This window comes from Pseudomonas sp. DW-iso17 (assembly GCF_058725345.1).
In genome coordinates, this window is record NZ_JBZXEA010000005.1 from 13,079 (window position 1) to 34,378 (window position 21,300).

Consider the following 21,300-nt stretch of genomic DNA (forward strand, 5'->3'; position numbering starts at 1 on the left):
CCTAGTTCCGATCCGCGCGTAACAGCGCAACCAGCAGATAAATGAACAGCGCCACGGCCAATAGCAGTGACACCCCGTCCAGAACACTCATGGAAGTCTCCCCGTCTTGCGGCGATTGCCGCGTGTGGGGGCATTGTCCGCAGGAGGGGTGTAAAGGAACGAGAGCGAGGTGGTGGGTGGGGCGTAAAGATGGCGTAAAGAGTGGGTTTACGCGGGGTTTACAGCGGGATTTGCAGTGGCTGGGAGGGCCTCTTCGCGGGCAAGCCCGGCTCCCACATTCGACTGCGTTCTTTCAGTTAACACTCGGTCAAGTGTGGGAGCGGGCTTGCCCGCGAAAGCGCCCGCCAAGTCACCACCGCACTTATGTGGTGCAACTCATGCCACATTCAAACGCCAAACCGTCCCCCCGGCGACATAGGCACTGCTTTACGACATAGTTCTGAGGCTTGGCATAACCACTGCAACACCTTGAATCATTCCAAACGGTTCAGGGAGCACCCCACAATGAACACACAACTCAAACCCACCTTGGGCACCCTGCACCTATGGGGCATCGCCGTCGGGCTGGTGATCTCCGGCGAATATTTCGGCTGGAGCTATGGCTGGGGCGTCGCCGGGACCTTAGGGTTTCTGGTGACATCATTAATGGTCGCCGCGATGTACACCTGCTTTATCTTCAGCTTCACCGAACTGACCACTGCGATTCCCCACGCCGGAGGCCCCTTTGCCTACAGCCGTCGCGCCTTCGGTGAGAAAGGCGGCTTGATTGCCGGCCTGGCCACTTTGATCGAATTCGTCTTCGCCCCGCCCGCGATTGCCCTGGCCATTGGCGCGTACCTGAACGTGCAATTCCCGGCACTCGACCCCAAGCACGCCGCCGTCGGTGCATATATCGTGTTCATGGGCCTGAATATCCTCGGGGTGAAACTTGCCGCCACCTTTGAGTTGGTGGTCTGCGTGCTGGCCGTCGCCGAACTGCTGGTATTCATGGGCGTAGTCGCCCCGGCGTTCAGCTTCAGCAATTTTGCCCTCAATGGCTGGGCCGGTTCCGACACCTTCAGTGCCCCGGCGATTGCCGGTATGTTTGCCGCCATCCCCTTCGCGATCTGGTTCTTCCTCGCCATCGAAGGCGCGGCCATGGCCGCCGAAGAAGCCAAGGACCCCAAGCGCACCATTCCGAAGGCCTACATCAGCGGCATCCTCACCCTGGTGATCCTGGCCATGGGCGTGATGTTCTTCGCTGGCGGGGTGGGTGACTGGCGCACCCTCTCGAACATCAACGACCCACTGCCCCAGGCGATGAAAACCGTGGTGGGTGACAGCTCCGGCTGGTTGCACATGCTGGTATGGATTGGCCTGTTCGGCCTGGTGGCAAGCTTCCACGGCATCATCCTCGGCTACTCGCGCCAGTTCTTCGCCCTGGCCCGTGCCGGTTACCTGCCGTCTTTCCTGGCCAAACTCTCACGTTTCCAGACACCGCACCGGGCCATCCTCGCCGGCGGCGTGGTGGGCATCGCCGCCATCTACAGCGACGGCCTGATCAACCTGGGCGGCATGACCCTGACCGCCGCGATGATCACCATGGCGGTGTTCGGTGCCATCGTCATGTACATCATGAGCATGCTCAGCCTGTTCAAACTGCGTAAGACCGAGCCACTACTGGAACGCACCTTCCGCGCGCCGGGCTACCCCATCGTGCCGGGCATTGCGCTGGCGCTAGCGGTGGTATGCCTGGTGGCGATGGCCTGGTTCAATGCCTTGATCGGGCTGATCTTCCTGGGCTTTATGGCGGTGGGCTTTATCTACTTCCAGATGACCGCACAAGACCGCATCGATGCGCCGGCGGATGCAATGTTGACCGGACAGTAGCGCCTATGAGGCAGAACGGGCCTACACTGAACTACTCAGAAAGCCCGTCACTCAAAGCAGTGATTACCGTGGGAAAATTCTCCCACGAACCTCTGCCTCAAGGAGCGTCTTATGCCGTGGTATGCATGGTTGATTATGGTAGTAGCGATCGGGTCGATCGTCGGTGGCCTGATGATGCTGCGTGACAGCGCCAACAAGGTGGAACTCACCGACGAACAACGTAAACGCGTAGCCGAGCGCAATGCGCAGGCAGATGCCAAGGATGCGCAGGATCGCTGAATATTGCGTTACTCCCAATCCGCCTTGGCAATATGCAAGCCGTGCTGCCCCTTGTAGGCAGCACGTTCCGGTTGGCTCCAGCCATTGAGCAACTCATCCTCCAACCGGTAGATCTCCACCCCCAACGGACGGCACACCGTCAGCGGATCCTGCGCATCCGGCCCCCACATCGGTAGCGACAAATCCCCGCCAGGGCACGTCGACAACGCACAGAGCAGATCAATCTCGGCAAAAAACTCCAGGTAATCGCCCTTCTTCGCCGGACAGGCTTTCATGAAGTACATGTCATCCTGATTGAGCCCGGTGCACTGGAAAATATTCAACACGTCATGCACATCGAACTCCGTTAGCCCATGGGGCAATACCGCACGCGTCAGGTTCGAGTGGCAATGGTGATGAAAGTCCTCCCCGGTCAACATACGGTTCACATAGGGGTCGCATCGCGTGCCCAACAAATCGTGCAAACGCCCACCGTGCTCATCAATGCCGTAGCTGGCCAGGCTGTCATCGGTAATCGTGACCAAGGGCCGTAGAAAAGGCAGGTTCGACCACAACCGATCATGGGTGCTGACATGGGCGCCTTGAAGCTGCCGGGTGCGCGCGGCCCACAAACGTTCGCGTGGGTCGTTAGCGTTCCAGACATTGAAATCCCCCACCTGCGGCCCCACCGGCGTGGTCACACGAAACACATGCCCCGCCGGCACCTTCCACGCCCTCCCCGTGCGGATCGGCACCTCGAACTGTTCGATCAACGTGCGCTGGGTTTTCTGATCACGAATGCGCTCATAGAACGCCGTATCCACCTGCAACGCCGAACCTTTGCTGACCTGGTACGCGGCGGGATAGTCTTTGTACATGGGGCACTCCTCCATCAAGGTTGATCAAACAAAGCGAGAGAAAGGTGTTCCGAGTCATCCAGGTAAAGGCTGATCGCCTCGCTGGCTGCTGGTCTGTTGTGCCTGGCTAATAAGCCGTATATCTCTTGATCGCGCTCCAGCCAGGGCGACTGGAAACGTTGCTCGTCAGGTGCAGCGCAGAACACCAGGCGTAACTGGGCAATCACCTGGGCGAAAAACTCGTCGAACAGGGGGCTGGCCATCAACGCAACAATCTGTTGATGGAACACCAGACTGTGGGTGGCCACCGCTCGCCAATCTTCACGCTCACGAGCCAGGGTGGTGGCCTCAATAGCGCTTTGCATACGCCCTGATTGAGCGTCCGTCAGCGGGCCGCTTTGGGCTATGGCCTGCAATTCCAGGGTGCGGCGGACTACAAACAGATCGCGGACTTCCTCCCGCTCCAGGCGCCGAACCATTACGCCCTTAATACGTACATAGCGAGTAAGGCCCTCCTGGCCCAGACGATGCAGCGCTTCACGGATAGTGTTGCGCGAGGCGTTGTAGGCGGTGACGAGATCCTTCTCGATTAACGGCATACCTCGCAATAACCGCCCACCGATTATGTCGGCACGTAGTTCCAGGGCTATTTGATCGGCTAAAGACATGCTGAGCGTCATCACTACCTCAGGATTGTTGAACAATCATTGGAGAGATGTAATCACGTTTCATGCCAATATCGCTTGGAAGTCTAAAGGCGCGCGCCTCCGACAAAGAAAGGGCCGGTCATTGACCGGCCTTCTAAGCTATTTCACATCCTCAATTAATAACCAACCTGTCGCGATTCTTCTCCAGCAGTGCCTTGCCGATGCCCTTCACTTCCAGTAACTCATCCACCGCTGTGAACGGACCGTTGCTTTCCCGATAAGCCACGATTGCCTTCGCCTTGGAAGCACCAATACCGAACAGATCGCGGCGCAGGGTTTCGGCGTCGGCTGCGTTGAGGTTGACCTTGGTGGATTGCTCAGACTTGGTCATTTGGGTGGAGATTGGGGTTGGGGCTTCTGGCTTGACGGAAGGGGCAGCATTGGTGGCGACGGAGAGGCTGGTGAGGAAGGCGAATACTAGGGAGGATATGTAGAGGTTTTGCATTGATGACGCTCCATGACATCGGTGAGAGAAAAGCAGCTTTTCCGAAGCTGCTTTTCCACGTTAGGCGATGGGTCGAGGGTGTCAAAAATGGATGAGTAACAGGGTGTGAACATGTCACACTCGCTCTTGTACACCTTGACCAATATTCGGATAAGCTAGGTATTGTGTCCTCGAATATCAACGGACATAGAAACGCTCATGGTCTAGAATCGCAATGGGAATACGCCATAGACCTGTGCTCACAAGGCCCAAAACTAATGTGTGAACGCTTTTTTCAAACGGATAAAAATCGCCGATCGAATCGCACAGTACCTAGTAAAGCTCTGTGGCGCGCAAGGCATAGCATTCTTTGCGCCCACCATTGGAGCGTCACCGCAGATGATTTCATAATCTTGGACGCCGTTGCTCGTACAAGTCTTAAGAGTCCAATTACTGTACGAAGTGCATGCACCTCTATAAACCCATACACATACACATACACATACATCTTATAAAAATTACCACAGCAAACTAAAAGAGTTATCAAAATGGCTTTTATTCCAGAAGAAAAGTTAAAAGAAATGGGCTTTAAAAGCCTTGGAAAAAATGTAAAGATAAGCGACAAGGCTTCAATATATAACTGTGATCGAATTTCAATCGGCGACAATACACGCATTGATGACTTTTGTGTTATCTCAGGAACCGTCACACTAGGGCGAAATGTCCATATAGCCATTTTCAATAATGTGGCGGGGGGCGAGCTTGGCATCACCATGGAGGATTTCTCAGGCCTGGCATATGGTTGTCATGTTTTTGCTCAATCCGATGATTACAGCGGAAAAACCCTGACTAATCCAACTGTACCCAGCCAGTACAAGAACGAAGCAAAGTTACCGGTACATATCGGTCGTCACGTTATCATCGGAACCTCCTCCATTGTTTTGCCAGGTGTAACGCTGGCAGAAGGTTGTTCAGTAGGGGCAATGTCAATGATTACAAAGTCGACAGACCCTTGGGGCATTTATTTCGGCGTACCGGCGAAAAGGCTTAAAAATCGAAGCCAAGAACTTTTGGAGTTCGAAAAACATTATTTAGAATCGGAAAAATAATTTTGCACCACCCTGATGCCAGAAATCTGGCATCAGATATTCCGAATAGAATACGCTCTCAGTTAGCCATACCACGAATAAATCACAGATGGGCTTGCCAAGGCTACCGGGGACCAGATCAGGTTACCGTTGATGCGCATGAGTCTTAAGGAGATGCTAACGGCCAGATTCTCCGCCAATGCTCATCAACGCAGGCCTCTAGGAGGCATTTCCGACGCACACGATAAAAGTCATGTCCTTAAGGCTCAAGACGACGCTGCTGGTAGATCCAATCAACTATTTCGCCATCTGGTGCATAGCCGCTGACAGTATCGCGCAGCAATTGCCGAACACGCGTGTAATCATCCTGGTCCAAAGCAGAAAGCAACTCCGTCAACTTGACCTTGAGCACATCCCAAGCGAGATTATCTTCATCAGCGCTCATGATCATCGGGTGCTGGGTAGCCACTACGTTGTCACCGATCAGCAACTCTTCATACAGTTTTTCGCCGGGACGCAAGCCGGAAAACTCGATGGCAATGTCGCCATGAGGATTCTTCTCAGAGCGCACACTCAGACCAGACAAGTGAATCATCTTCTCAGCCAGCTCGATGATTCTTACGGGCTCTCCCATATCCAGCACAAATACATCTCCCCCATGGCCCATGGAGCCGGCTTGGATTACCAACTGCGCCGCTTCGGGGATTGTCATGAAGTAACGGGTAATCTTCGGGTGAGTCACCGTCAAGGGTCCACCCGACTTGATCTGTCTATGGAACAGCGGGATCACAGAACCCGAAGAACCAAGTACGTTACCGAAACGAACCATGGTAAAGCGCGTTTTATTGACTCTGGGTAAACAGTCATTATCGCCGAACAATACGGGGGCGACTTCACGGCTCAGTGCCTGCAAGACCAACTCAGCCAACCGTTTCGTGCTACCCATGATATTGGTCGGACGTACGGCCTTGTCTGTTGAAATCAATACAAAGTTGGCAACGCCAGTCTGTAAAGCAGCCTGCGCCGTATTGAGCGTACCTATCACATTATTGAACACTCCCTCGGCTATATTATGTTCTACCATCGGAACATGCTTATAGGCAGCGGCGTGATACACAGTATCGACCCGCCAAGTGCTCATGACGTCGATTAGCTTGGACGGATTACGTATGGACCCCAGGATTGGCAACAGCTTAACCGGTAAGGACTCACGAATAATACGTTGCTCAAGCTCGGAAAGAATGCTGTAAAGGTTGAACTCACTATGTTCGAACAACAGCAGTGTCGTAGGGTGCAAAGCAAGTATTTGTCGACAAAGCTCAGAGCCGATTGAACCACCAGCGCCGGTCACTAAAACGCACTGCCCTTTGATGCAATGCTCCAATAGTTCGTCTTGAGCAGGCACGGCATCGCGGCCCAGAAGGTCAGCGATATCAACTTCCTGGATGTCGTCGACCTTCACCCTGCCGCTCGCCAAATCCATAAAGCCAGGGACACTGCGCACATGCAGGGGGAAACCTTCAAGAAACCCGAGGATTTCCCGGCGACGCCCACGATTAGACGAGGGTATAGCCAAAAGAATTTCCTGAGCGCCTGTGGCGTCGATCATCCGCTGAATATGTTTGGGCTTGTAAACCTGAAGACCGGAAATAATACGATCAGAGATACTGGCGTCGTCGTCGATGAATGCTACCGGGCGCATCACTCTACCCATACGCAGGGCTGCTACCAACTGATTACCCGCTGCGCCAGCACCGTAGATAGCAACACGGGGCAAGCCATCCTCACGATTGGTGAAAGGCACGTGTTGTGCAGCGGCGAACCAATCGCCCAGAAAATATTGACGCATCCCCAAGCGCAGACCGCCCACCATGATGAGGCTTAGCCACCAATAGTTGAATATGATAGAGCGCGGGACAACATTTTGGTGGTTGCTGTACCAATAGACAACAACACCAAGTATGAGTGACGAAAGGCTCACAGCCTTGATAATCGCAATCAGCGCATCATTACCGAAGTAACGCATCACCGCACGATACATACCAAAGCGGATAAACAAGGGAATGGCAACCACCGGGGCGCAGATAAACAGCCATAAGTGCATCGCGACAGGATTGATCATCTCATCTACGCCAAGACGTACTACAAAAGCCATCCATAACGCAAACCAGACCACTAACACGTCAGTTATCAGTTGCAGGACGCGTTTTTGTCGTCGGGGCAATCCCACCAGGTACGCACGTATCTTATCCATAACCCCTCTAAACACCCTTGCTAAAACTGAAACGATTCATATGTAACAATTGAACGTTTGAATACGGCTTGATTCTTCATCACATGCCGGACCTCAGGTTCTTTGATTAGATTAGAGCCTGCAGCACCTATATTACCGTTGCCTCGCGCATTACCTGCGCCAAGACCTCACAGGTCAGCTCAATTTCCTTATCCGTCAGCGTTGGATGAACCAGGAACATCAGGCTGGTCTCACCTAGCTCAACTGCATTAGGTAAGCGAATAGTGGGGCGCCATCCGGTATTGTCGAAAGCTTTTTCCAGATAAACCTCAGAGCAGGAACCGGAAAACGCCGGGACGCCTCGAGCAACGAGCATTTCGAGAATTCGGTCGCGATTCCACCCGTCCTTCAGAGACGATGGCTCTACAAAGACATAGCATTTATATGCCGCATGAGTGATATGTGCGGGTATTTGAGGGACGCGCAGGCCAGCAACCTGACCGGCTGCATCCCAGATACGCATCGCATTGGCACTACGGCGCGCTGCCCAATCAGCCATGCGTCGTAGTTGGATCCTGCCTATCACTGCCTGCACTTCGAGCATCCGCCAATTAGTGCCGAAACTTTCGTGTAGCCAACGGAAGCCGGGAGCATGCTGGCGCTCATAAACGGCCTCCCAACTCTTGCCATGATCCTTGTATGACCACATCGACGACCATAACTCGCGGTCATTGGTGGTAACCATGCCACCTTCTCCCCCAGTGGTCATAATCTTGTCCTGACAAAACGACCACGCGCCAATATGGCCGATCGAGCCGACGCGACGCCCTTTGTAGAACGCGCCGTGCGCCTGCGCGCAGTCTTCAATTACCTTGAGGCCGTTTTCTGCGGCAAGATCCATGATTGGATCCATATCACATGGCCAGCCGGCCAAGTGAACACAAACGATAGCCCTAGTACGGGGGGTCAATACGGCACGGATGGTTTCGACCGTAATATTCTGTGAATCTAAATCAATATCAGCGAATACAGGCACGGCACCTGTGTTGACAATACTCGAAACAGATGCCAGAAACGTACGGGACGTAACAATGACCTCATCACCGCTACCGATCCCAAGCGCCTTGAATGCCACATCCAGAGCTACAGTGCCGTTGGCCAGCGCAACCGCGTATTCCGTTTCCGACCAAGCCGCGAACTCCTTCTCAAAGGTTCGGGTTTCCTGCCCAGTCCAATAGTTGACTTTATTGGAAAGAATCACATCGCGGACAGCATCGGCCTCTTCGTGACTGAAAGATGGCCAAGGAGAAAAAGGTGTATTTAGCACTGTGAATACCCGTCGAGATGACAATTAAGTGAAGAATAAGAACTATCAGGGGCGCCGCAAGAATGACATTATCGTCCGGAGCAGCCAATTAGAACAGCACGAAGCCTCATGTCTTGAAAAGAACACGTGCAGGTACACCGACAACCGTCAAAGCGTCAGCGATATCAGTCACTACCGCCGCACCGGCGCCAATCACTACTTCTGTACCTATGCGTAGCGACTGTCGAACGCTGGACCCAATACCAACCCAACTCAGCTTGCCAACCTCAATCCCGCCAGCAAGCCGTGCGCCTGGGCAAATATGCACGCCATCGTGTATGACACAATCATGATCGACACTGCAGCCGGTGTTGAGTATTACACCACGACCAATCACAGCATCTACATTGACGACGACGCCAGCCAGAACCAGAGAACCGATACCGATCGAGGCGTATTGACTGATGACCGCATGGGGATGAATTAGCGAGACGATCTTTGCGCCGACTGATTTCAATTCGTTCAACTTGCCATAGCGTATCCTATTATTACCGATGGCGATGAACACCCCGTCATAATCGTCCAGGCGAGTTAACAGCTGGGCTGAACCGCCGATGACCTCCCAATGGCCATTTTGCTGCCGAGTGGGCCAGGCGTCATCAAAGAAATCTACTTGTTTCCAGCCGCAGGCTTGGGCTGTATCAGCCACCACCTTGCCATGCCCACTAGCCCCCAGTACAGCCAATTTCATAGGGGGTCACCTCCAGTGAATTTGGACATGGTAGCCTCGCCTTCAGCACTGATACCGTCCCTGACAATCACCTTCTTCACCGTCAGGTAAATGATCTTGAGGTCGAGCAAAAAGCTGGCGTTGTCCACATACCACACATCCAGCTTGAACTTTTCCTCCCAACTGATCGCATTGCGTCCATTTACTTGGGCCCAGCCGCTAAGGCCAGGACGGACCTCATGACGACGCAACTGCTCAGGCGAATACAAAGGCAGATACTCCATCAACAGTGGCCTTGGCCCCACCAGACTCATATCACCCTTGAGCACATTCCATAAGCCAGGTAGCTCGTCCAAGCTGGAGGAGCGCAAAAACGAGCCAAAAGGCGTCATACGCTCCGAATCAGGCAATGTATTGCCCTGTTCATCCGTTGCATCGCGCATGGTTCGAAACTTTATCATCTCGAAAGGGACGCCATTGAGGCCAGGTCTTACCTGTCTGAACAAGACTGGCGAACCGAGGTTTTTCTTGATTCGCCAGGCAACCAGCGCGAGGACAGGCCACAGAAAAAACAACGCGGCAAAAGAAGCGAAAAAATCAAAACACCGTTTCATCCATCTACCCACATTAAATCATGCCATTCAATTACTAGAGTTTCGAACCCCAGGCTAACTCAACAGAAGCCTTGCCATAGCCACTTAGCGAGCCTTGTTCAATAAGGATGTTATATAGCTATACATCTCTTGAACAATGAATGCTTGAGAAAAATCTTTATGAGCCCTGAGCTCCGCGGCCTTGGACATCCGCTTTCGCATTGCCTCATCGGAATAAAACTTCAAGATGGCAGCGCTCAATTCACCAACCGAGCCCGCGCGGTGAAAGATCCCCGTCACACCCTCTTTCACAGCGTCAGTCAGCCCATAAATCCGGGACGCAATGGCAGGCAGGCCGACACCGGCTGCCTGGATCGTCGCCAGGCTAAAGCCTTCACGATAACTGGGAATACAAAATACATCCGCAGCCGCCATGTAGCTTTCTGGCACTTGAGTGTAACCAATCCGGTGATAGCGGTTACCAAACGGTACCATCAACTCCTTCAGGCGACCATCAAGGCCATCCTCATCGGGACCCACTACCAACAGGTGGGCGTTTGGCAGATTAGCAGCTAGGGCCCTGAAAGCCTGCCCCAATTCCGGAACACCCTTCACATGGGTAAGGCGCGCCATGAATAGATAAACCACATCCGCCTCAGGTATGCCAAGCGATTCACGTATATCCCGACGCAATTGCGCGCTCGGCTTGAAACGCGCAACGTCAACACCACTGATGGACCCCTGACCCAGGACGCTGATTTTGCTCGGGCTGACGACTCTTTGCGAAACAAGAAACTCCCGTTGAGAAGGGCTGTCGGCTAGTAAGCTGGTAGCGCAGAACGATAACAGCCTATCCAGATTTTTGAGTCCAATGCGCGCAATTCCCTGCTTGGTAAACCAGACTTGGCCTGTGAAAATATGCACACGTACAGGCGTACGCGCAAAGAATCCTGCCAACATAGAAAGAAGGCCCGACTTGGGCATGATCGACAAAACGCAGTCGAACTTCTCTTTAGAAAAGATCCGGTACAGCGCGATCAATGACTTCAAGTCGCTGAGCAGTGACACTTGCCTTTCAATCGGAAGCGGTAAGAACCGGACGTTCTCACCCAACATTCCAACTACGTCGGCCTCCGTACCATTTGCCATAAGTGTAATGCTGTGGGTTTCTGCCAGCTTATTCACATGCTCAAGCATGAACGCTCGGAGGGCGACGGGCACTGTTGCGACGATACAGATTTTTTTAAGATGAGCCATGCGCTACCACCATAAATTCAGGAAACTTGCTCAGTTCGAGCTGTAATCAAGCCAGGAACAGCTTCAGGAATAGAGCTACCAAAATCGAAGCCCAAGGTGCTCTTGATACGCGCGGCGCTGTAGCCAACACGCTTAGTTAACGCATCCACACGCTCCGGGGTCAAAGGCAATCGCATGAAAGGAGAAAGTAGACGAATCAATATTCGTACTCCTCGTTCGGGCAACCTCAAGCGCGGGATCGACACCCCCTGACTCCTGGCCATTTGATCAATAACCTCCTTCAATAGGCAGTCATTTGACAGTATGAACGTCTCCCCGACAGCCCTACGATCAATTGAGCATATCAATAGCGCTCGGACGACATCGTCCACGTGAACATAGGTGGACAAAGCCCCTTCGACGCCTATATAGAAGAATAATCGCTTGCGTACGACACTCGCCATTTGAAAGAAAGACTGGTTAGACATGTCTTTCCCAATGACGATCGAGGGTCTGATGATCGTGTAGGTAAATAGGGGCTGTATGGAGGCTAGAGCCACAACCAATTCATCAGCAATTGTCTTGGTCACCTCATACTCCCCGACCGGGGCGGGAGTGAAGCTCTCGTCCACGGTTGTGGGAAGAGATGCACCTTTGGCTTGCGGCCCATATGCGCCAGTGCTGCTGAGCTGGACCCAATGAATGGCTCGGCCCGTACGCATGATTTCTTCGCTCACCGCTTGAAGCAAGTTTCTGGTACCCCCAACATGCAGAGCGTACATCAGCGCTGTATTTTTGACTTCTCCTGCACAATGGTAAACAACGTCGCAGCCCTGGACAAATTCGACCAGTGCTTTCCCCCCTGATACAAGGTCGCCCTTAATGCAACGCGCAGCCCCCCCCTGCATGTCATCACGACGAGAAAGCTGAGTAATACGGTCACCACGCGCAGATAACGCTGCTAACAGCAGCTTCCCGATAAAACCACTTCCCCCCGTTATTGAAACGTTCATGCATACAACTCCGCTGTAGTGAGGCCCAACTAAAACTCTACCCGCAACGTTCAGCTGGCAGTTTGCCCTTGTAGAAATAGTTTCTTGCGCTGATAAATAATCACACTACAGATGATAAAGCTGACATAAGCATACATACGCAGCCTCATAGCCGTACCAAGATTATCATTACCTAGCAACCATATAATCGAGTAAACAACCGAAAATACAAACATGAAGTTAACAAAAGAATTTGCGTATATCCGATTCCTAACAACATAAACAAACGCTATCGAAAAAGGGATACTTTCTAATAAAAACACAAACACTGCCATAATATTTGGGAAGTAGAGACCAAACAACTGGTAAAGCAGGTTTAGTGTAAAATCGGGGATAAACATTAACGCAGAGTCGAAACGAATCCCCAAACTTGCACCACCCTCCACACCATCGAACAGCCCTCTATAAGCCATTAGCGGCTCAAAAAAACCCAAAATATAAAAAACATTCAACGCAAGAAGCATAGGGATCACATGCAGAAAGAATGACAATTTCCGCACACGAAACATAAAAAAGCCAAAATAGGAAATCAAAAACGCGAAACCGAGGTACCCTCGAAACAGATAAAGTAAGTAACCGTGGCCAAATACAACAACCATATAGAACAGCTTTTTCAACGGAGACTCAGAGTGGATTGACCATTTCACAAACAGTAATCCCGACAAAAAAACGAACAACATGAACACGTCTCGATAGATATCGAGCGTATAGTAAAAAAGTGTTGGATACATACTGACAGCGATGGCAATGCCCAAGTAAATCTTTGTTTTGTAGGGGTAGCCTTTAACCAACGCAAGACGGCCACACAAAATCGGAATGACCAAGACACCCAGCACCATCAAAAAAATACTAACGCCCACCCGCGAATAGAGCCCTACCTCATTCAGCGCTCTCAACCAGTCAGGCCAGACGCTAGATGTCAGAGATTCCTCACCCAAGGCATAAGCGTCATAGAAGTCTGCATCGCTGCCGCCCGAAAACAGTGTCGTCGGACTGGAGATAAACATAAAGAAAAAGCCGACTTTTACAATGACGAGCGCTATAAAGATAAACAACATCACCATGCTCCGACACTCAAGCAAACGGAAGAAAAACAGAGCGCAGAGTCTTTAGTAATCACAGAACATGCTCATATTTTTTGCTATATCTTTCACCAGAAGTAATTTTCGCGCTGAGCTCACAGGCAACAAAACGAAACATGAAGGAGTAAAATATAAACGACGACTTTTTAATGGGTGGAGACGTCTCAAAAGCATCAACAAAATTATCCGCACAGGCATTCATATTGAACGCTTTGCTTCTCACAAGATGCCGCTGTGACAATGTCTCTCTATCTGCGGCATCAAGCACACTGTATTGCGCGATCAAGTCGTAGAACTTAAATTTTTCGAAATCCATGCCCTGCTCATGGTAATCATATCCAGGCAGTTCAGAAAAGTACCCATAGGATGTGGCGGCTTGTTCGTTTTCAATAGCTGTAATGCATGCCAGTCCATTTGCTGCTGCATGCAGCAAAGCTGTACCTGTACCAATAAACAGGTGGTGCGTTGAGAGTTCCTCATCAAGCCGCGAATATTCTAGATCGCCTTCGAGGATGACGCTATCCTGCAAATTCAACTCCGCAATCCTGGCGGCCATAATTTCGCTTAAAGGTCCGGAACCGAAGATACTATAAGTAAAGTCGATGCCATTGTCTTTTAGCTCTCGGGCAACATCCAACATATATAAATTGTAGGTCTTGAACTCTACAAGGCGCCCCACTGAAACAAGTCGAAGCTTATCGCCTGACACCTTCGATTCGCCACGAAGGCTCGGCATATCCACTCCGAGGGGGAACAGCTTAAACGGGTACGCAGGGAAATTATTAGCCTTCGCGGTTTTATCTACGGAGGACTGATTAAAAAATAAAATCATTGGCGGCGCGCCAAACAGCTTGTTTCGAAAGTAGCTCTCGTAAATTGGAAGTTTGTCTCCACCCCATGAAAGTTCGTTAGCATGATAAATCCCAAATACGCATTTAAGATTTTGAGATAAACAGGAAGCGAGCCGTTGAGCACACAGATAAGTCAATGCATTAGAGACGTGTATAGCCTCACAGTCGGAAAACAGCGCTTCGACCTTATTTGAGCTCAGCGGAAGCATCAGCTTTGCTTTCTCGCCCACCCCGTCGACAGAAAGGCTCAACAAATCTTGCCAATAATAGACATCGGAAAACTTTTGAAGCTCAATCAACAGCTTTGGATTAATGAGTTTTTTATAGAGAAACACAAACTGTGGGCGTACGCCTTTGGCGCTCAACTCTTTAACTAGGCGGACGAAAAAAGTCTCAATACCCCCTAACCCCAGTGACGACTGTACAAACAAGACCTTTTTCATACTATCTCCAATATCAATTTATTATTCAAGACGCCGAACTGATTTCCCTAGATAAATCCAGAAACCCACAACACAAACGATGAAATAAATTATATACGTAGCCATGTATCCGAGCATCACTCCCTGTACACCATTATACAAAAATGATGCAGCGAACACTGCTCCTAAAAATACAATGCTTTGAAAAAACTCAGCTACTACATAGAGCTTCGTGGCAGCTTTGGCCACAGCCACATAACCGATCACATATGCGGATATCCTAAAAAAATCACCGGCCAATTGATATATGATTAACTCTTCAAGCTCTTTGAAATCGGACGACAAAGCCAGCACCAGAAAAAAAGATCGCCCAACATACAAAACGGTACCGCCAAGGATAAACAGCAGCATCACAAAAGCCAGATATCTAAACACTAACCGTGCTATAACTTTCTTATCATGCTGCTCGGATATCATGGGCATGAAATAATACCCAAGAAACATACTAAAAAAACCAAGGTAGGCACTTGAGAGCTTTATCGCACCTTGCCATAGACCTGCTTGATGATACCCCTCACTCGTAATGAGATAATTCCTTACCACCATCTCGACTACCGGAAAAGCAACCGCACTGGTAAACAACATAAGCGAAAACGGTGCCAACAACTTTACTGGCAACTGACGCAGAGCCAATAATTTTACTTGCCCTTTAAAGCTCGACTTGAAAAAGACCATTATACCCGGGAGCAACGGAGAAACCACTATCACGCAGAGCGCGATAACTGCACCATTCCAACCAAACTTTGCAATGAGTGCCCAGGCAACGGGAATGGCCAAGAAACCACCAACGATTTGGATGATCGCAAAAACCCTTGTCTCCTTTAAACCGTTAACTACGCCAACTATCAAATTCGTTAATGCAAAGCCATATTGGGCAAAACCAACTAAGATAATTATCCAAAAATATTTCACATCCCCCATAATAACTTTGGCAAGGGGGCCTGAGAAAAATAGGCAGATAACCAACAAGGCGACAGAGAAATACGATGCATACGAAAATGCCCCAGATACAAAATGGAGCATCTTCGGTGGCAGGATTTTGTATTCAGCTACATATTTAATGACGCCATTGGTTATTCCTCCCCCCGCAATCAGAGACAAGATGGTAATTAAACTCATTAACTGGCCTAAGCTACCCAGGCCTTCAGCTCCCAAATACACCGCTACTAATTTTAGCACGATGAATCCAGCAAGTATTTTTGTTAAATGAGCGAACCCCGTCCACATGGCACTATATAAACCAGACACAAAACCCACCCGAGCGTTATAAGACTACAATTACACAGACCCGCCTCAGAGAGAGCCGTAAAAGCTTGTTACCGCAGCTATAACCGTCTGGACCTGCTGTTCGCTCAATCCATACCATACTGGCAGACGAATCAGCTTTTCGCTTTCAGCCGTAGTGAAACGATCTACACCTTCAAATCGACTGAACTTCTCGCCTGCAAGTGCCGAGTGAAGCGGAACATAGTGAAAAACGGCACCAACACCTGCCGATTTCAAGTGCGCCAGCAGCGCTGCTCGCGTACTGAGATCGCTGACTTTAATATAAAACATATGGCCATTGTGCTCACAATCGGTCGGAATGGTAGGCAATACCAACTTGCCTGCCTCCGCCAGACCCTGTAAGCCGACCTTGTACGAGTTCCAAATTTTCAATCTCGTTTCATTAATCAGAATACTATTATCGAGTTGCCCCCAAAGATAGGCAGCTTGAATATCTGATGGAAGGTAACTACTTCCTACATCGACCCAGCTGTATTTATCAACCATACCTCGGAAGTATTGATTGCGATTGGTACCCTTTTCACGAATGATTTCAGCACGCGAGGAAAACCGCTCATCGTTGATGATTAAGCCTCCGCCCTCACCCGCGCTTGTATAGTTCTTGGTTTCGTGAAAACTAAAGGCAGCCAAATGACCTATCGTGCCCAACGGACGCCCTTTATAAGTTGACATCATCGCTTGTGCCGCGTCTTCAATAACGAATAGATCGTGCCGCCGAGCAATATCCATGATCGTATCCATTTCGCACGCTACACCGGCGTAGTGAACAGGGACAATCGCCTTGGTCTTGTCCGTAATGGCCGCTTCAATAAGGGTCTCGTCAAGATTCATGGTATCGGGGCGCATGTCCACGAACACAATACGAGCGCCGCGTAACACGAAAGCGTTTGCGGTGCTGACAAACGTATAACTCGGCATGATGACTTCGTCACCGGGCTGGATATCGATCAGCAATGCCGCCATTTCCAAAGCCTGGGTACAGGAAGGCGTCAGCAGGAATTTGTCGCAGCCTAGCGTCTCCTCAAACCAATTTTTGCATAAGGCAGAATACTCGCCATCACCTGATATTTTTTCGCTTCTCATCGCAGCTAGAACATATTGATCTTCACTGCCAGTGTAGGGTGGTCTATTAAATGCAATCATCATTTTCTCTTAAAACTCAGTTCGAAGCCTCAAAAAGTCTAGCTTTTTTCCATATTCAGCAGACCAGTATACGACCAGCTCGCGCCTCGACTCAGCATTTTCAGGGTACGCTCTGAAAAATCCCAAGCGCTGAGTCAGCGCCTGGAAAATTATGCCACACAGCAAGCCTGATCTGAGTTGATCGGCGTATACCTTATTTTTTTTCTCGTGCGATGCTTAGCAAATACTGGCCGTAAGCGTTTTTACTGAGACTTTCTCCGATCTGACCCAACTGATTAGCCGTCAGCCAGCCGTTAGTAAAGGCAATTTCTTCAAGGCATGCGACCTTGTACCCTTGGCGCTTCTCCAGGGTCTCAACGAAATGGGCGGCCTCGAGCAGGCTTTCATGCGTCCCTGTATCGAGCCATGCAAAACCACGTCCGAGAAGCTCCACCCTAAGGTCTCCTCGATTCAGGTAGGCCTCATTGATGCTAGTGATTTCCAGCTCCCCACGAAGAGATGGTTTCACCTGCTTAGCTATTTCCACAACATCATTGTCGTAAAAATAAAGTCCGGTCACGGCAAAATTGGACTTGGGTTTGGACGGCTTTTCTTCGATCGAAATCGCACGCTTTTGCTCGTCAAACTCTACGACGCCGAAACGCTCCGGGTCTTTTACCTGATAACCGAATACGCTTGCGCCACTCGCCTGCCCAGCAGCCGAACGGAGCATCGGGCTGAAACCTTGACCATAAAAAATATTGTCGCCTAGCACCAGGCACACCGAATCATCGCCAATGAACTCTTGGCCGATAATGAAAGCTTGAGCAAGGCCATCAGGCTGCGGTTGAACTGCATAGCTGATATTCACGCCAAAATCACTTCCGTCGCCAAGCAAGCGCTTGAAGCCATCGATATCCACGGGTGTGCTGATCAGTAAGATATCGCGGATACCCGCCAGAAAAAGGACGGACAATGGATAATAAATCATTGGCTTGTCATATACAGGTAACAGCTGCTTGGAGACGCCTTTGGTTATCGGATAAAGCCGCGTACCGGAACCACCCGCCAAAACAATACCTTTCATTGGTTTTAAACTTCCTTTGTCAAGCCGATAAAATTATCGGGCAGCGGTGCTGCCCTTGAATATTGCTAACGAGTGTGCAGGGGGGGGGGGCAAATGCTGGCGACGTCAGACTTCGCGGTTGTACGAAGGCACACCTTCATCACCTCGGACCTGAGCCAGAGCGCGCTCGCGCCAATTGCAAGTGCAGCACAGCAAATACAAGCCTAGTAGAGTTATTGAAGCCGCGTTCGAAAAACCAGACAAGCCGATAAAAATCGAGCATGGCTGAGCCTGACAAATATAGGAACACTACCGCTCGCCATTTGACATATACACCCATGAATAAGTATCGAAGCTTTCAAGGATAATGTATCGCATTAAAAATTGAGTTCACCTGAAACCAAGCTGATAGTTTCAGGCAAACCGACACAAGCTTCAAACAACCGTATTACTTACCAACAAGACAGGTCTCGCAGCTCGCTGCTGGCTAAGGATAGAGCGGATGGCAACAATTGCAATACCGAGCACACCCCCTAATAACAAACCGAATATGATTATCAGCTTCCGATTGGGCTTGATTGGATTAATGGGCTCCAAAGCTTGCTTATCAATTGTCACCAACTTTAAGCGACTCATGTCAATAGCGAGCCCCTGCAACCGCACAGCTTCGGCGCGCAAAGACTGAACGCCCGCAAGAAAAATATCTTCATTCTGGCGGCTATTTAAAATTTCAATTTCGCGATTATTTTCGAGCAACTGCAATTCCTTGGCAATTTCTCCAACCCTCTTAGCAGTGAAGTCGTCTGATTTACGCTGCTGCAGAACACTACGCTCAGCCTCCAAAGCCTCTGTCCCCATGAAATAAAGCGGGATCTGCTGATTATTGACTTCGGTTCGCATAGTAGTGGACGAACCCGCACGATCCGCCTCACCTAATGAGGTAGGTGTAGTTGGCTTACGAATCCCCAAAGACTTGGCGATGCCGATAGCCTCGTTTAGATACGCGACTCGGTCGTAGCGTTCTGTCTTGAGTTGAGCACGAAGAGCCTTAAGTTCATCGCGTAGTTGAGCACGCCGTAAGTTATTGGACTCTTGCAATGAGGCAACTCTGGCTTCTTTGTCATTATTATAATTAGAACGCGCAGCATCAAGTTTACCATTCAATTCGTTCAGTCGATTTTTTACAATAACATTCAGGTCTGCCGCTATATGTTCTCTTTCCGTATTTATAGCGTAATTCACAAATCCATTTAAGATGGAAACGCCATCAACATCTTTAGGGTAATTCATCTCAATTCGAATGAAGGAACTGAGAATATCTGTTTTCTTTGGATCAGGGAGGGACAAACTGATCGAGTTGCGATTGAACTCCTCGAAGCTCTGCTCAAGTGTCCTACCTGGACGCTCAAACGCCCTGAAGAGCTTCTGATTTTCGCGAAAGAAACCAAGCCTAGTTTCATAGGACTCCAGCGCAGCGCCCACTCTTGTCAATGCCTCACCAGGAGGCAGGGAGTAAATCTCCGAGCGATTTAGGGCGTCCAGCTCATTAAGAGCAGCAGGTCTCAACACACTGCTGACCTGATACACAGGAGTGGCGATAAAAGCGTATGCCAAAGCAACCAAGCCTACCGCGGCAGTGACTAAAACGATGAATACCTTCTGCCTGAGGACAGCCTCAGAAACTGCCATAAAGCTGATTTCAAACTGAGGAACCGGGGGGGCGCGAAAACTACTACTCACAACAAAAACCTGCCTTCAAGAGAAACTGCGGGCTCGTTATGCAGACAAAATTGTGTATTTTTATACTAATTGGATAATCGTCAAAAAACAGCGTCTCTGCCGAATTTTAAGCGCACAAAATGCCCGTTATCGAGAACAGATTCCATTCTGCCATCTCTCCGACATATTACAAGTCTTGACATGTATGTAAGAAAATTCTGATTTTCAAGGGGAACCGTCTGAACCAGCCAGGCTAAGCATGCGGGCAGTCGGGGAAAAACTCAAACCGATCCATTACAAAGAATTTTCTGACAAACGGTCTATCAATCCTCTATTCCCAGGGCCTCTAGGCAATCGCCTTATTCGGACGCCTACGAACAAATGCCGCCAACACCGGCCCAATCACCATCCCCAAAATCAAAGCCACCACCACAAACACCGCCACCGGCATCTGCGCAGTACTCCACCCCAGGAATGACAGCGCCACGCCCTGCTGGTTCTCCAGCACAAACGCCAGAACCACCAAAGCCGCAAGCACTGCAATCAACACCGCAACAACGCGCTTAACCCCACGCATACCCTTCTCCTTTCCCAAAAACACTCAGACGCCTTCTTCCTCTTCTTCGTTCACCCGATCGCGCAATTCCTTGCCCGGTTTGAAGTGGGGAACGAATTTGCCGTCGAGGCTGACGGACTGGCCGGTTTTTGGGTTGCGGCCTACGCGCGGTGCGCGGTAGTGCAGGGAGAAGCTGCCGAAGCCGCGGATTTCGATGCGATCTCCGGTGGCGAGGCATTGGGACATTTGCTCAAGCATGGTCTTGATAGCCAGCTCCACATCCTTGGATGAGAGCAGCCCTTGATGGGTGACAATTCGTTCGATCAACTCCGACTTCGTCATATTTTTCCCTTCTTTTTCAAGCAGCTAGGAAAAGCGCTCCGAAGGTTTTAGCATGAGTTGATGAATTTGAACAGCCCATGTGTCAACTTATCTGAGGCTGAATAAACACGTTCAGCAAGCAGCCAACCCCTTACTTACAGATCACCAACATGGTCCGCGTCACCGCGCCAGCAGGGTTCCAGCCGAACAGGTAGTCGCCCTCTTCGTCCTCCGCATCACTGGAGCGGGTAATAACCTTGTAGCCCTGCATCTTGCACTCACGGGCGGCGCGCTTTTCGCACTTTTCCCACTTGTTGCCCAGGCCAGAGCAGTCGACCTCGATGCCGCTGACGCCGCGCTTGGCGTGGGTCTTGGCGCTGGTGGAGGAGCAGCCTGCAAGCACCAGCAAGGCGAGTATTACGATAATTCTGTTCATTCAAACCCTTATTGAGTCAGCAACG

Annotated in this window: 22 protein-coding genes; 3 read left to right on the forward strand and 19 right to left on the reverse strand. The window is 50.4% G+C overall.

All coding sequences use genetic code 11. The features are described 5' to 3' along the window. Position 1: 1 nt before the first annotated feature. A complete protein-coding gene (kdpF, locus tag AC4PS6_RS04430; RefSeq protein WP_003218754.1) occupies positions 2 to 91 on the reverse strand; it encodes a K(+)-transporting ATPase subunit F in 90 nt (29 codons plus the stop codon). A gap of 413 nt (positions 92 to 504) precedes the next feature. On the opposite strand from kdpF, the gene eat reads away from it, so the two are divergent. Beyond that, positions 505 to 1,869: an ethanolamine permease gene (gene eat / locus AC4PS6_RS04435; RefSeq protein ID WP_014717639.1), complete on the forward strand. Its 1,365-nt coding sequence runs from the start codon at positions 505 to 507 to the stop codon at positions 1,867 to 1,869. A gap of 111 nt (positions 1,870 to 1,980) precedes the next feature. After that, positions 1,981 to 2,148, forward strand: a complete 168-nt coding sequence (locus AC4PS6_RS04440; RefSeq protein ID WP_003172675.1) for a DUF2897 family protein — start codon at positions 1,981 to 1,983, stop codon at positions 2,146 to 2,148. Between the two features lie 8 nt (positions 2,149 to 2,156). Here AC4PS6_RS04440 and AC4PS6_RS04445 read toward each other — a convergent pair whose 3' ends face one another. The 3 genes from AC4PS6_RS04445 to AC4PS6_RS04455 all read right to left on the reverse strand — a co-directional run bounded on the left by AC4PS6_RS04445 (position 2,157) and on the right by AC4PS6_RS04455 (position 4,136). After that, positions 2,157 to 3,005, reverse strand: a complete 849-nt coding sequence (locus AC4PS6_RS04445; RefSeq protein WP_014717638.1) for an urea carboxylase-associated family protein — start codon at positions 3,003 to 3,005, stop codon at positions 2,157 to 2,159. Between the two features lie 14 nt (positions 3,006 to 3,019). Beyond that, the gene (locus AC4PS6_RS04450) at positions 3,020 to 3,664 is read right to left on the reverse strand and encodes a GntR family transcriptional regulator (RefSeq protein WP_020302494.1); all 645 of its coding nucleotides are present in this window, start codon (positions 3,662 to 3,664) and stop codon (positions 3,020 to 3,022) included. A gap of 139 nt (positions 3,665 to 3,803) precedes the next feature. Further along, positions 3,804 to 4,136, reverse strand: a complete 333-nt coding sequence (locus AC4PS6_RS04455; RefSeq protein ID WP_014717636.1) for a ComEA family DNA-binding protein — start codon at positions 4,134 to 4,136, stop codon at positions 3,804 to 3,806. 527 nt (positions 4,137 to 4,663) lie between these two features. Between AC4PS6_RS04455 and AC4PS6_RS04460 the strand changes: the two genes are divergently transcribed. Next, entirely contained in the window at positions 4,664 to 5,224 is a 561-nt protein-coding gene (locus tag AC4PS6_RS04460) for an acyltransferase (RefSeq protein WP_014717635.1), read from the forward strand. Positions 5,225 to 5,462: 238 nt separating this feature from the next. Here AC4PS6_RS04460 and AC4PS6_RS04465 read toward each other — a convergent pair whose 3' ends face one another. The 15 genes from AC4PS6_RS04465 to AC4PS6_RS04535 form a co-directional block, all read right to left on the reverse strand. After that, positions 5,463 to 7,457 (reverse strand): polysaccharide biosynthesis protein, encoded by a 1,995-nt coding sequence (locus AC4PS6_RS04465; protein WP_014717634.1) that lies wholly within the window; start codon positions 7,455 to 7,457, stop codon positions 5,463 to 5,465. 127 nt (positions 7,458 to 7,584) lie between these two features. Next, entirely contained in the window at positions 7,585 to 8,763 is a 1,179-nt protein-coding gene (locus tag AC4PS6_RS04470; RefSeq protein ID WP_014717633.1) for a DegT/DnrJ/EryC1/StrS family aminotransferase, read from the reverse strand. A 106-nt stretch (positions 8,764 to 8,869) separates the two neighbouring features. Next, complete coding sequence (locus AC4PS6_RS04475) at positions 8,870 to 9,493, reverse strand: acetyltransferase (RefSeq protein WP_014717632.1); 624 nt, start codon at positions 9,491 to 9,493, stop codon at positions 8,870 to 8,872. Next, positions 9,490 to 10,086: a sugar transferase gene (locus AC4PS6_RS04480; protein WP_014717631.1), complete on the reverse strand. Its 597-nt coding sequence runs from the start codon at positions 10,084 to 10,086 to the stop codon at positions 9,490 to 9,492. Before AC4PS6_RS04480 ends, AC4PS6_RS04475 begins: the two co-directional genes overlap by 4 nt. A gap of 84 nt (positions 10,087 to 10,170) precedes the next feature. Next, positions 10,171 to 11,322: a glycosyltransferase family 4 protein gene (locus AC4PS6_RS04485; RefSeq protein WP_014717630.1), complete on the reverse strand. Its 1,152-nt coding sequence runs from the start codon at positions 11,320 to 11,322 to the stop codon at positions 10,171 to 10,173. A gap of 17 nt (positions 11,323 to 11,339) precedes the next feature. Next, a complete protein-coding gene (locus tag AC4PS6_RS04490; protein ID WP_014717629.1) occupies positions 11,340 to 12,314 on the reverse strand; it encodes an NAD-dependent epimerase/dehydratase family protein in 975 nt (324 codons plus the stop codon). 50 nt (positions 12,315 to 12,364) lie between these two features. Continuing rightward, a complete protein-coding gene (locus AC4PS6_RS04495) occupies positions 12,365 to 13,411 on the reverse strand; it encodes a hypothetical protein (RefSeq protein WP_231125704.1) in 1,047 nt (348 codons plus the stop codon). Positions 13,412 to 13,469: 58 nt separating this feature from the next. Continuing rightward, positions 13,470 to 14,729, reverse strand: coding sequence for a glycosyltransferase family 4 protein (locus tag AC4PS6_RS04500; RefSeq protein ID WP_020302495.1), 1,260 nt, complete (start codon positions 14,727 to 14,729; stop codon positions 13,470 to 13,472). 21 nt (positions 14,730 to 14,750) lie between these two features. After that, the gene (locus AC4PS6_RS04505; protein ID WP_108538534.1) at positions 14,751 to 16,016 is read right to left on the reverse strand and encodes an O-antigen translocase; all 1,266 of its coding nucleotides are present in this window, start codon (positions 16,014 to 16,016) and stop codon (positions 14,751 to 14,753) included. Positions 16,017 to 16,061: 45 nt separating this feature from the next. Next, a complete protein-coding gene (gene rffA / locus AC4PS6_RS04510; RefSeq protein ID WP_336827330.1) occupies positions 16,062 to 17,198 on the reverse strand; it encodes a dTDP-4-amino-4,6-dideoxygalactose transaminase in 1,137 nt (378 codons plus the stop codon). A gap of 193 nt (positions 17,199 to 17,391) precedes the next feature. After that, on the reverse strand, positions 17,392 to 18,264 hold the full coding sequence (rfbA, locus tag AC4PS6_RS04515) for a glucose-1-phosphate thymidylyltransferase RfbA (RefSeq protein ID WP_014717624.1): 873 nt from the start codon (positions 18,262 to 18,264) through the stop codon (positions 17,392 to 17,394). Positions 18,265 to 18,678: 414 nt separating this feature from the next. Beyond that, positions 18,679 to 19,983 (reverse strand): Wzz/FepE/Etk N-terminal domain-containing protein, encoded by a 1,305-nt coding sequence (locus AC4PS6_RS04520; protein WP_014717623.1) that lies wholly within the window; start codon positions 19,981 to 19,983, stop codon positions 18,679 to 18,681. Positions 19,984 to 20,308: 325 nt separating this feature from the next. Then, positions 20,309 to 20,539 carry a LapA family protein gene (locus AC4PS6_RS04525; protein ID WP_336827329.1) on the reverse strand — a complete coding sequence of 77 codons (231 nt, stop codon included), beginning with the start codon at positions 20,537 to 20,539 and terminating at the stop codon, positions 20,309 to 20,311. A gap of 24 nt (positions 20,540 to 20,563) precedes the next feature. Beyond that, positions 20,564 to 20,860 (reverse strand): integration host factor subunit beta, encoded by a 297-nt coding sequence (gene ihfB / locus AC4PS6_RS04530; protein WP_003189779.1) that lies wholly within the window; start codon positions 20,858 to 20,860, stop codon positions 20,564 to 20,566. A 130-nt stretch (positions 20,861 to 20,990) separates the two neighbouring features. After that, positions 20,991 to 21,275, reverse strand: a complete 285-nt coding sequence (locus tag AC4PS6_RS04535; RefSeq protein WP_014717621.1) for a hypothetical protein — start codon at positions 21,273 to 21,275, stop codon at positions 20,991 to 20,993. Between the last annotated feature and the right edge of the window lie 25 nt (positions 21,276 to 21,300).

Excerpts from the sequence above, each read along its gene's own strand:
- AC4PS6_RS04480 (WP_014717631.1), bottom strand. The coding sequence starts at position 10,086 with ATGAAACGGTGTTTTGATTTTTTCGCTTCTTTTGCCGCGTTGTTTTTT.
- AC4PS6_RS04455 (WP_014717636.1), bottom strand. The coding sequence starts at position 4,136 with ATGCAAAACCTCTACATATCCTCCCTAGTATTCGCCTTCCTCACCAGC.
- AC4PS6_RS04460 (WP_014717635.1), top strand. The coding sequence starts at position 4,664 with ATGGCTTTTATTCCAGAAGAAAAGTTAAAAGAAATGGGCTTTAAAAGC.
- eat (WP_014717639.1), top strand. The coding sequence starts at position 505 with ATGAACACACAACTCAAACCCACCTTGGGCACCCTGCACCTATGGGGC.
- AC4PS6_RS04440 (WP_003172675.1), top strand. The coding sequence starts at position 1,981 with ATGCCGTGGTATGCATGGTTGATTATGGTAGTAGCGATCGGGTCGATC.
- AC4PS6_RS04475 (WP_014717632.1), bottom strand. The coding sequence starts at position 9,493 with ATGAAATTGGCTGTACTGGGGGCTAGTGGGCATGGCAAGGTGGTGGCT.
- AC4PS6_RS04525 (WP_336827329.1), bottom strand. The coding sequence starts at position 20,539 with ATGCGTGGGGTTAAGCGCGTTGTTGCGGTGTTGATTGCAGTGCTTGCG.
- kdpF (WP_003218754.1), bottom strand. The coding sequence starts at position 91 with ATGAGTGTTCTGGACGGGGTGTCACTGCTATTGGCCGTGGCGCTGTTC.
- AC4PS6_RS04535 (WP_014717621.1), bottom strand. The coding sequence starts at position 21,275 with ATGAACAGAATTATCGTAATACTCGCCTTGCTGGTGCTTGCAGGCTGC.
- AC4PS6_RS04465 (WP_014717634.1), bottom strand. The coding sequence starts at position 7,457 with ATGGATAAGATACGTGCGTACCTGGTGGGATTGCCCCGACGACAAAAA.
- AC4PS6_RS04485 (WP_014717630.1), bottom strand. The coding sequence starts at position 11,322 with ATGGCTCATCTTAAAAAAATCTGTATCGTCGCAACAGTGCCCGTCGCC.
- AC4PS6_RS04450 (WP_020302494.1), bottom strand. The coding sequence starts at position 3,664 with ATGACGCTCAGCATGTCTTTAGCCGATCAAATAGCCCTGGAACTACGT.
- ihfB (WP_003189779.1), bottom strand. The coding sequence starts at position 20,860 with ATGACGAAGTCGGAGTTGATCGAACGAATTGTCACCCATCAAGGGCTG.
- AC4PS6_RS04445 (WP_014717638.1), bottom strand. The coding sequence starts at position 3,005 with ATGTACAAAGACTATCCCGCCGCGTACCAGGTCAGCAAAGGTTCGGCG.
- rfbA (WP_014717624.1), bottom strand. The coding sequence starts at position 18,264 with ATGAAAGGTATTGTTTTGGCGGGTGGTTCCGGTACGCGGCTTTATCCG.
- AC4PS6_RS04490 (WP_014717629.1), bottom strand. The coding sequence starts at position 12,314 with ATGAACGTTTCAATAACGGGGGGAAGTGGTTTTATCGGGAAGCTGCTG.
- rffA (WP_336827330.1), bottom strand. The coding sequence starts at position 17,198 with ATGATTGCATTTAATAGACCACCCTACACTGGCAGTGAAGATCAATAT.
- AC4PS6_RS04495 (WP_231125704.1), bottom strand. The coding sequence starts at position 13,411 with ATGTTGTTTATCTTTATAGCGCTCGTCATTGTAAAAGTCGGCTTTTTC.
- AC4PS6_RS04500 (WP_020302495.1), bottom strand. The coding sequence starts at position 14,729 with ATGAAAAAGGTCTTGTTTGTACAGTCGTCACTGGGGTTAGGGGGTATT.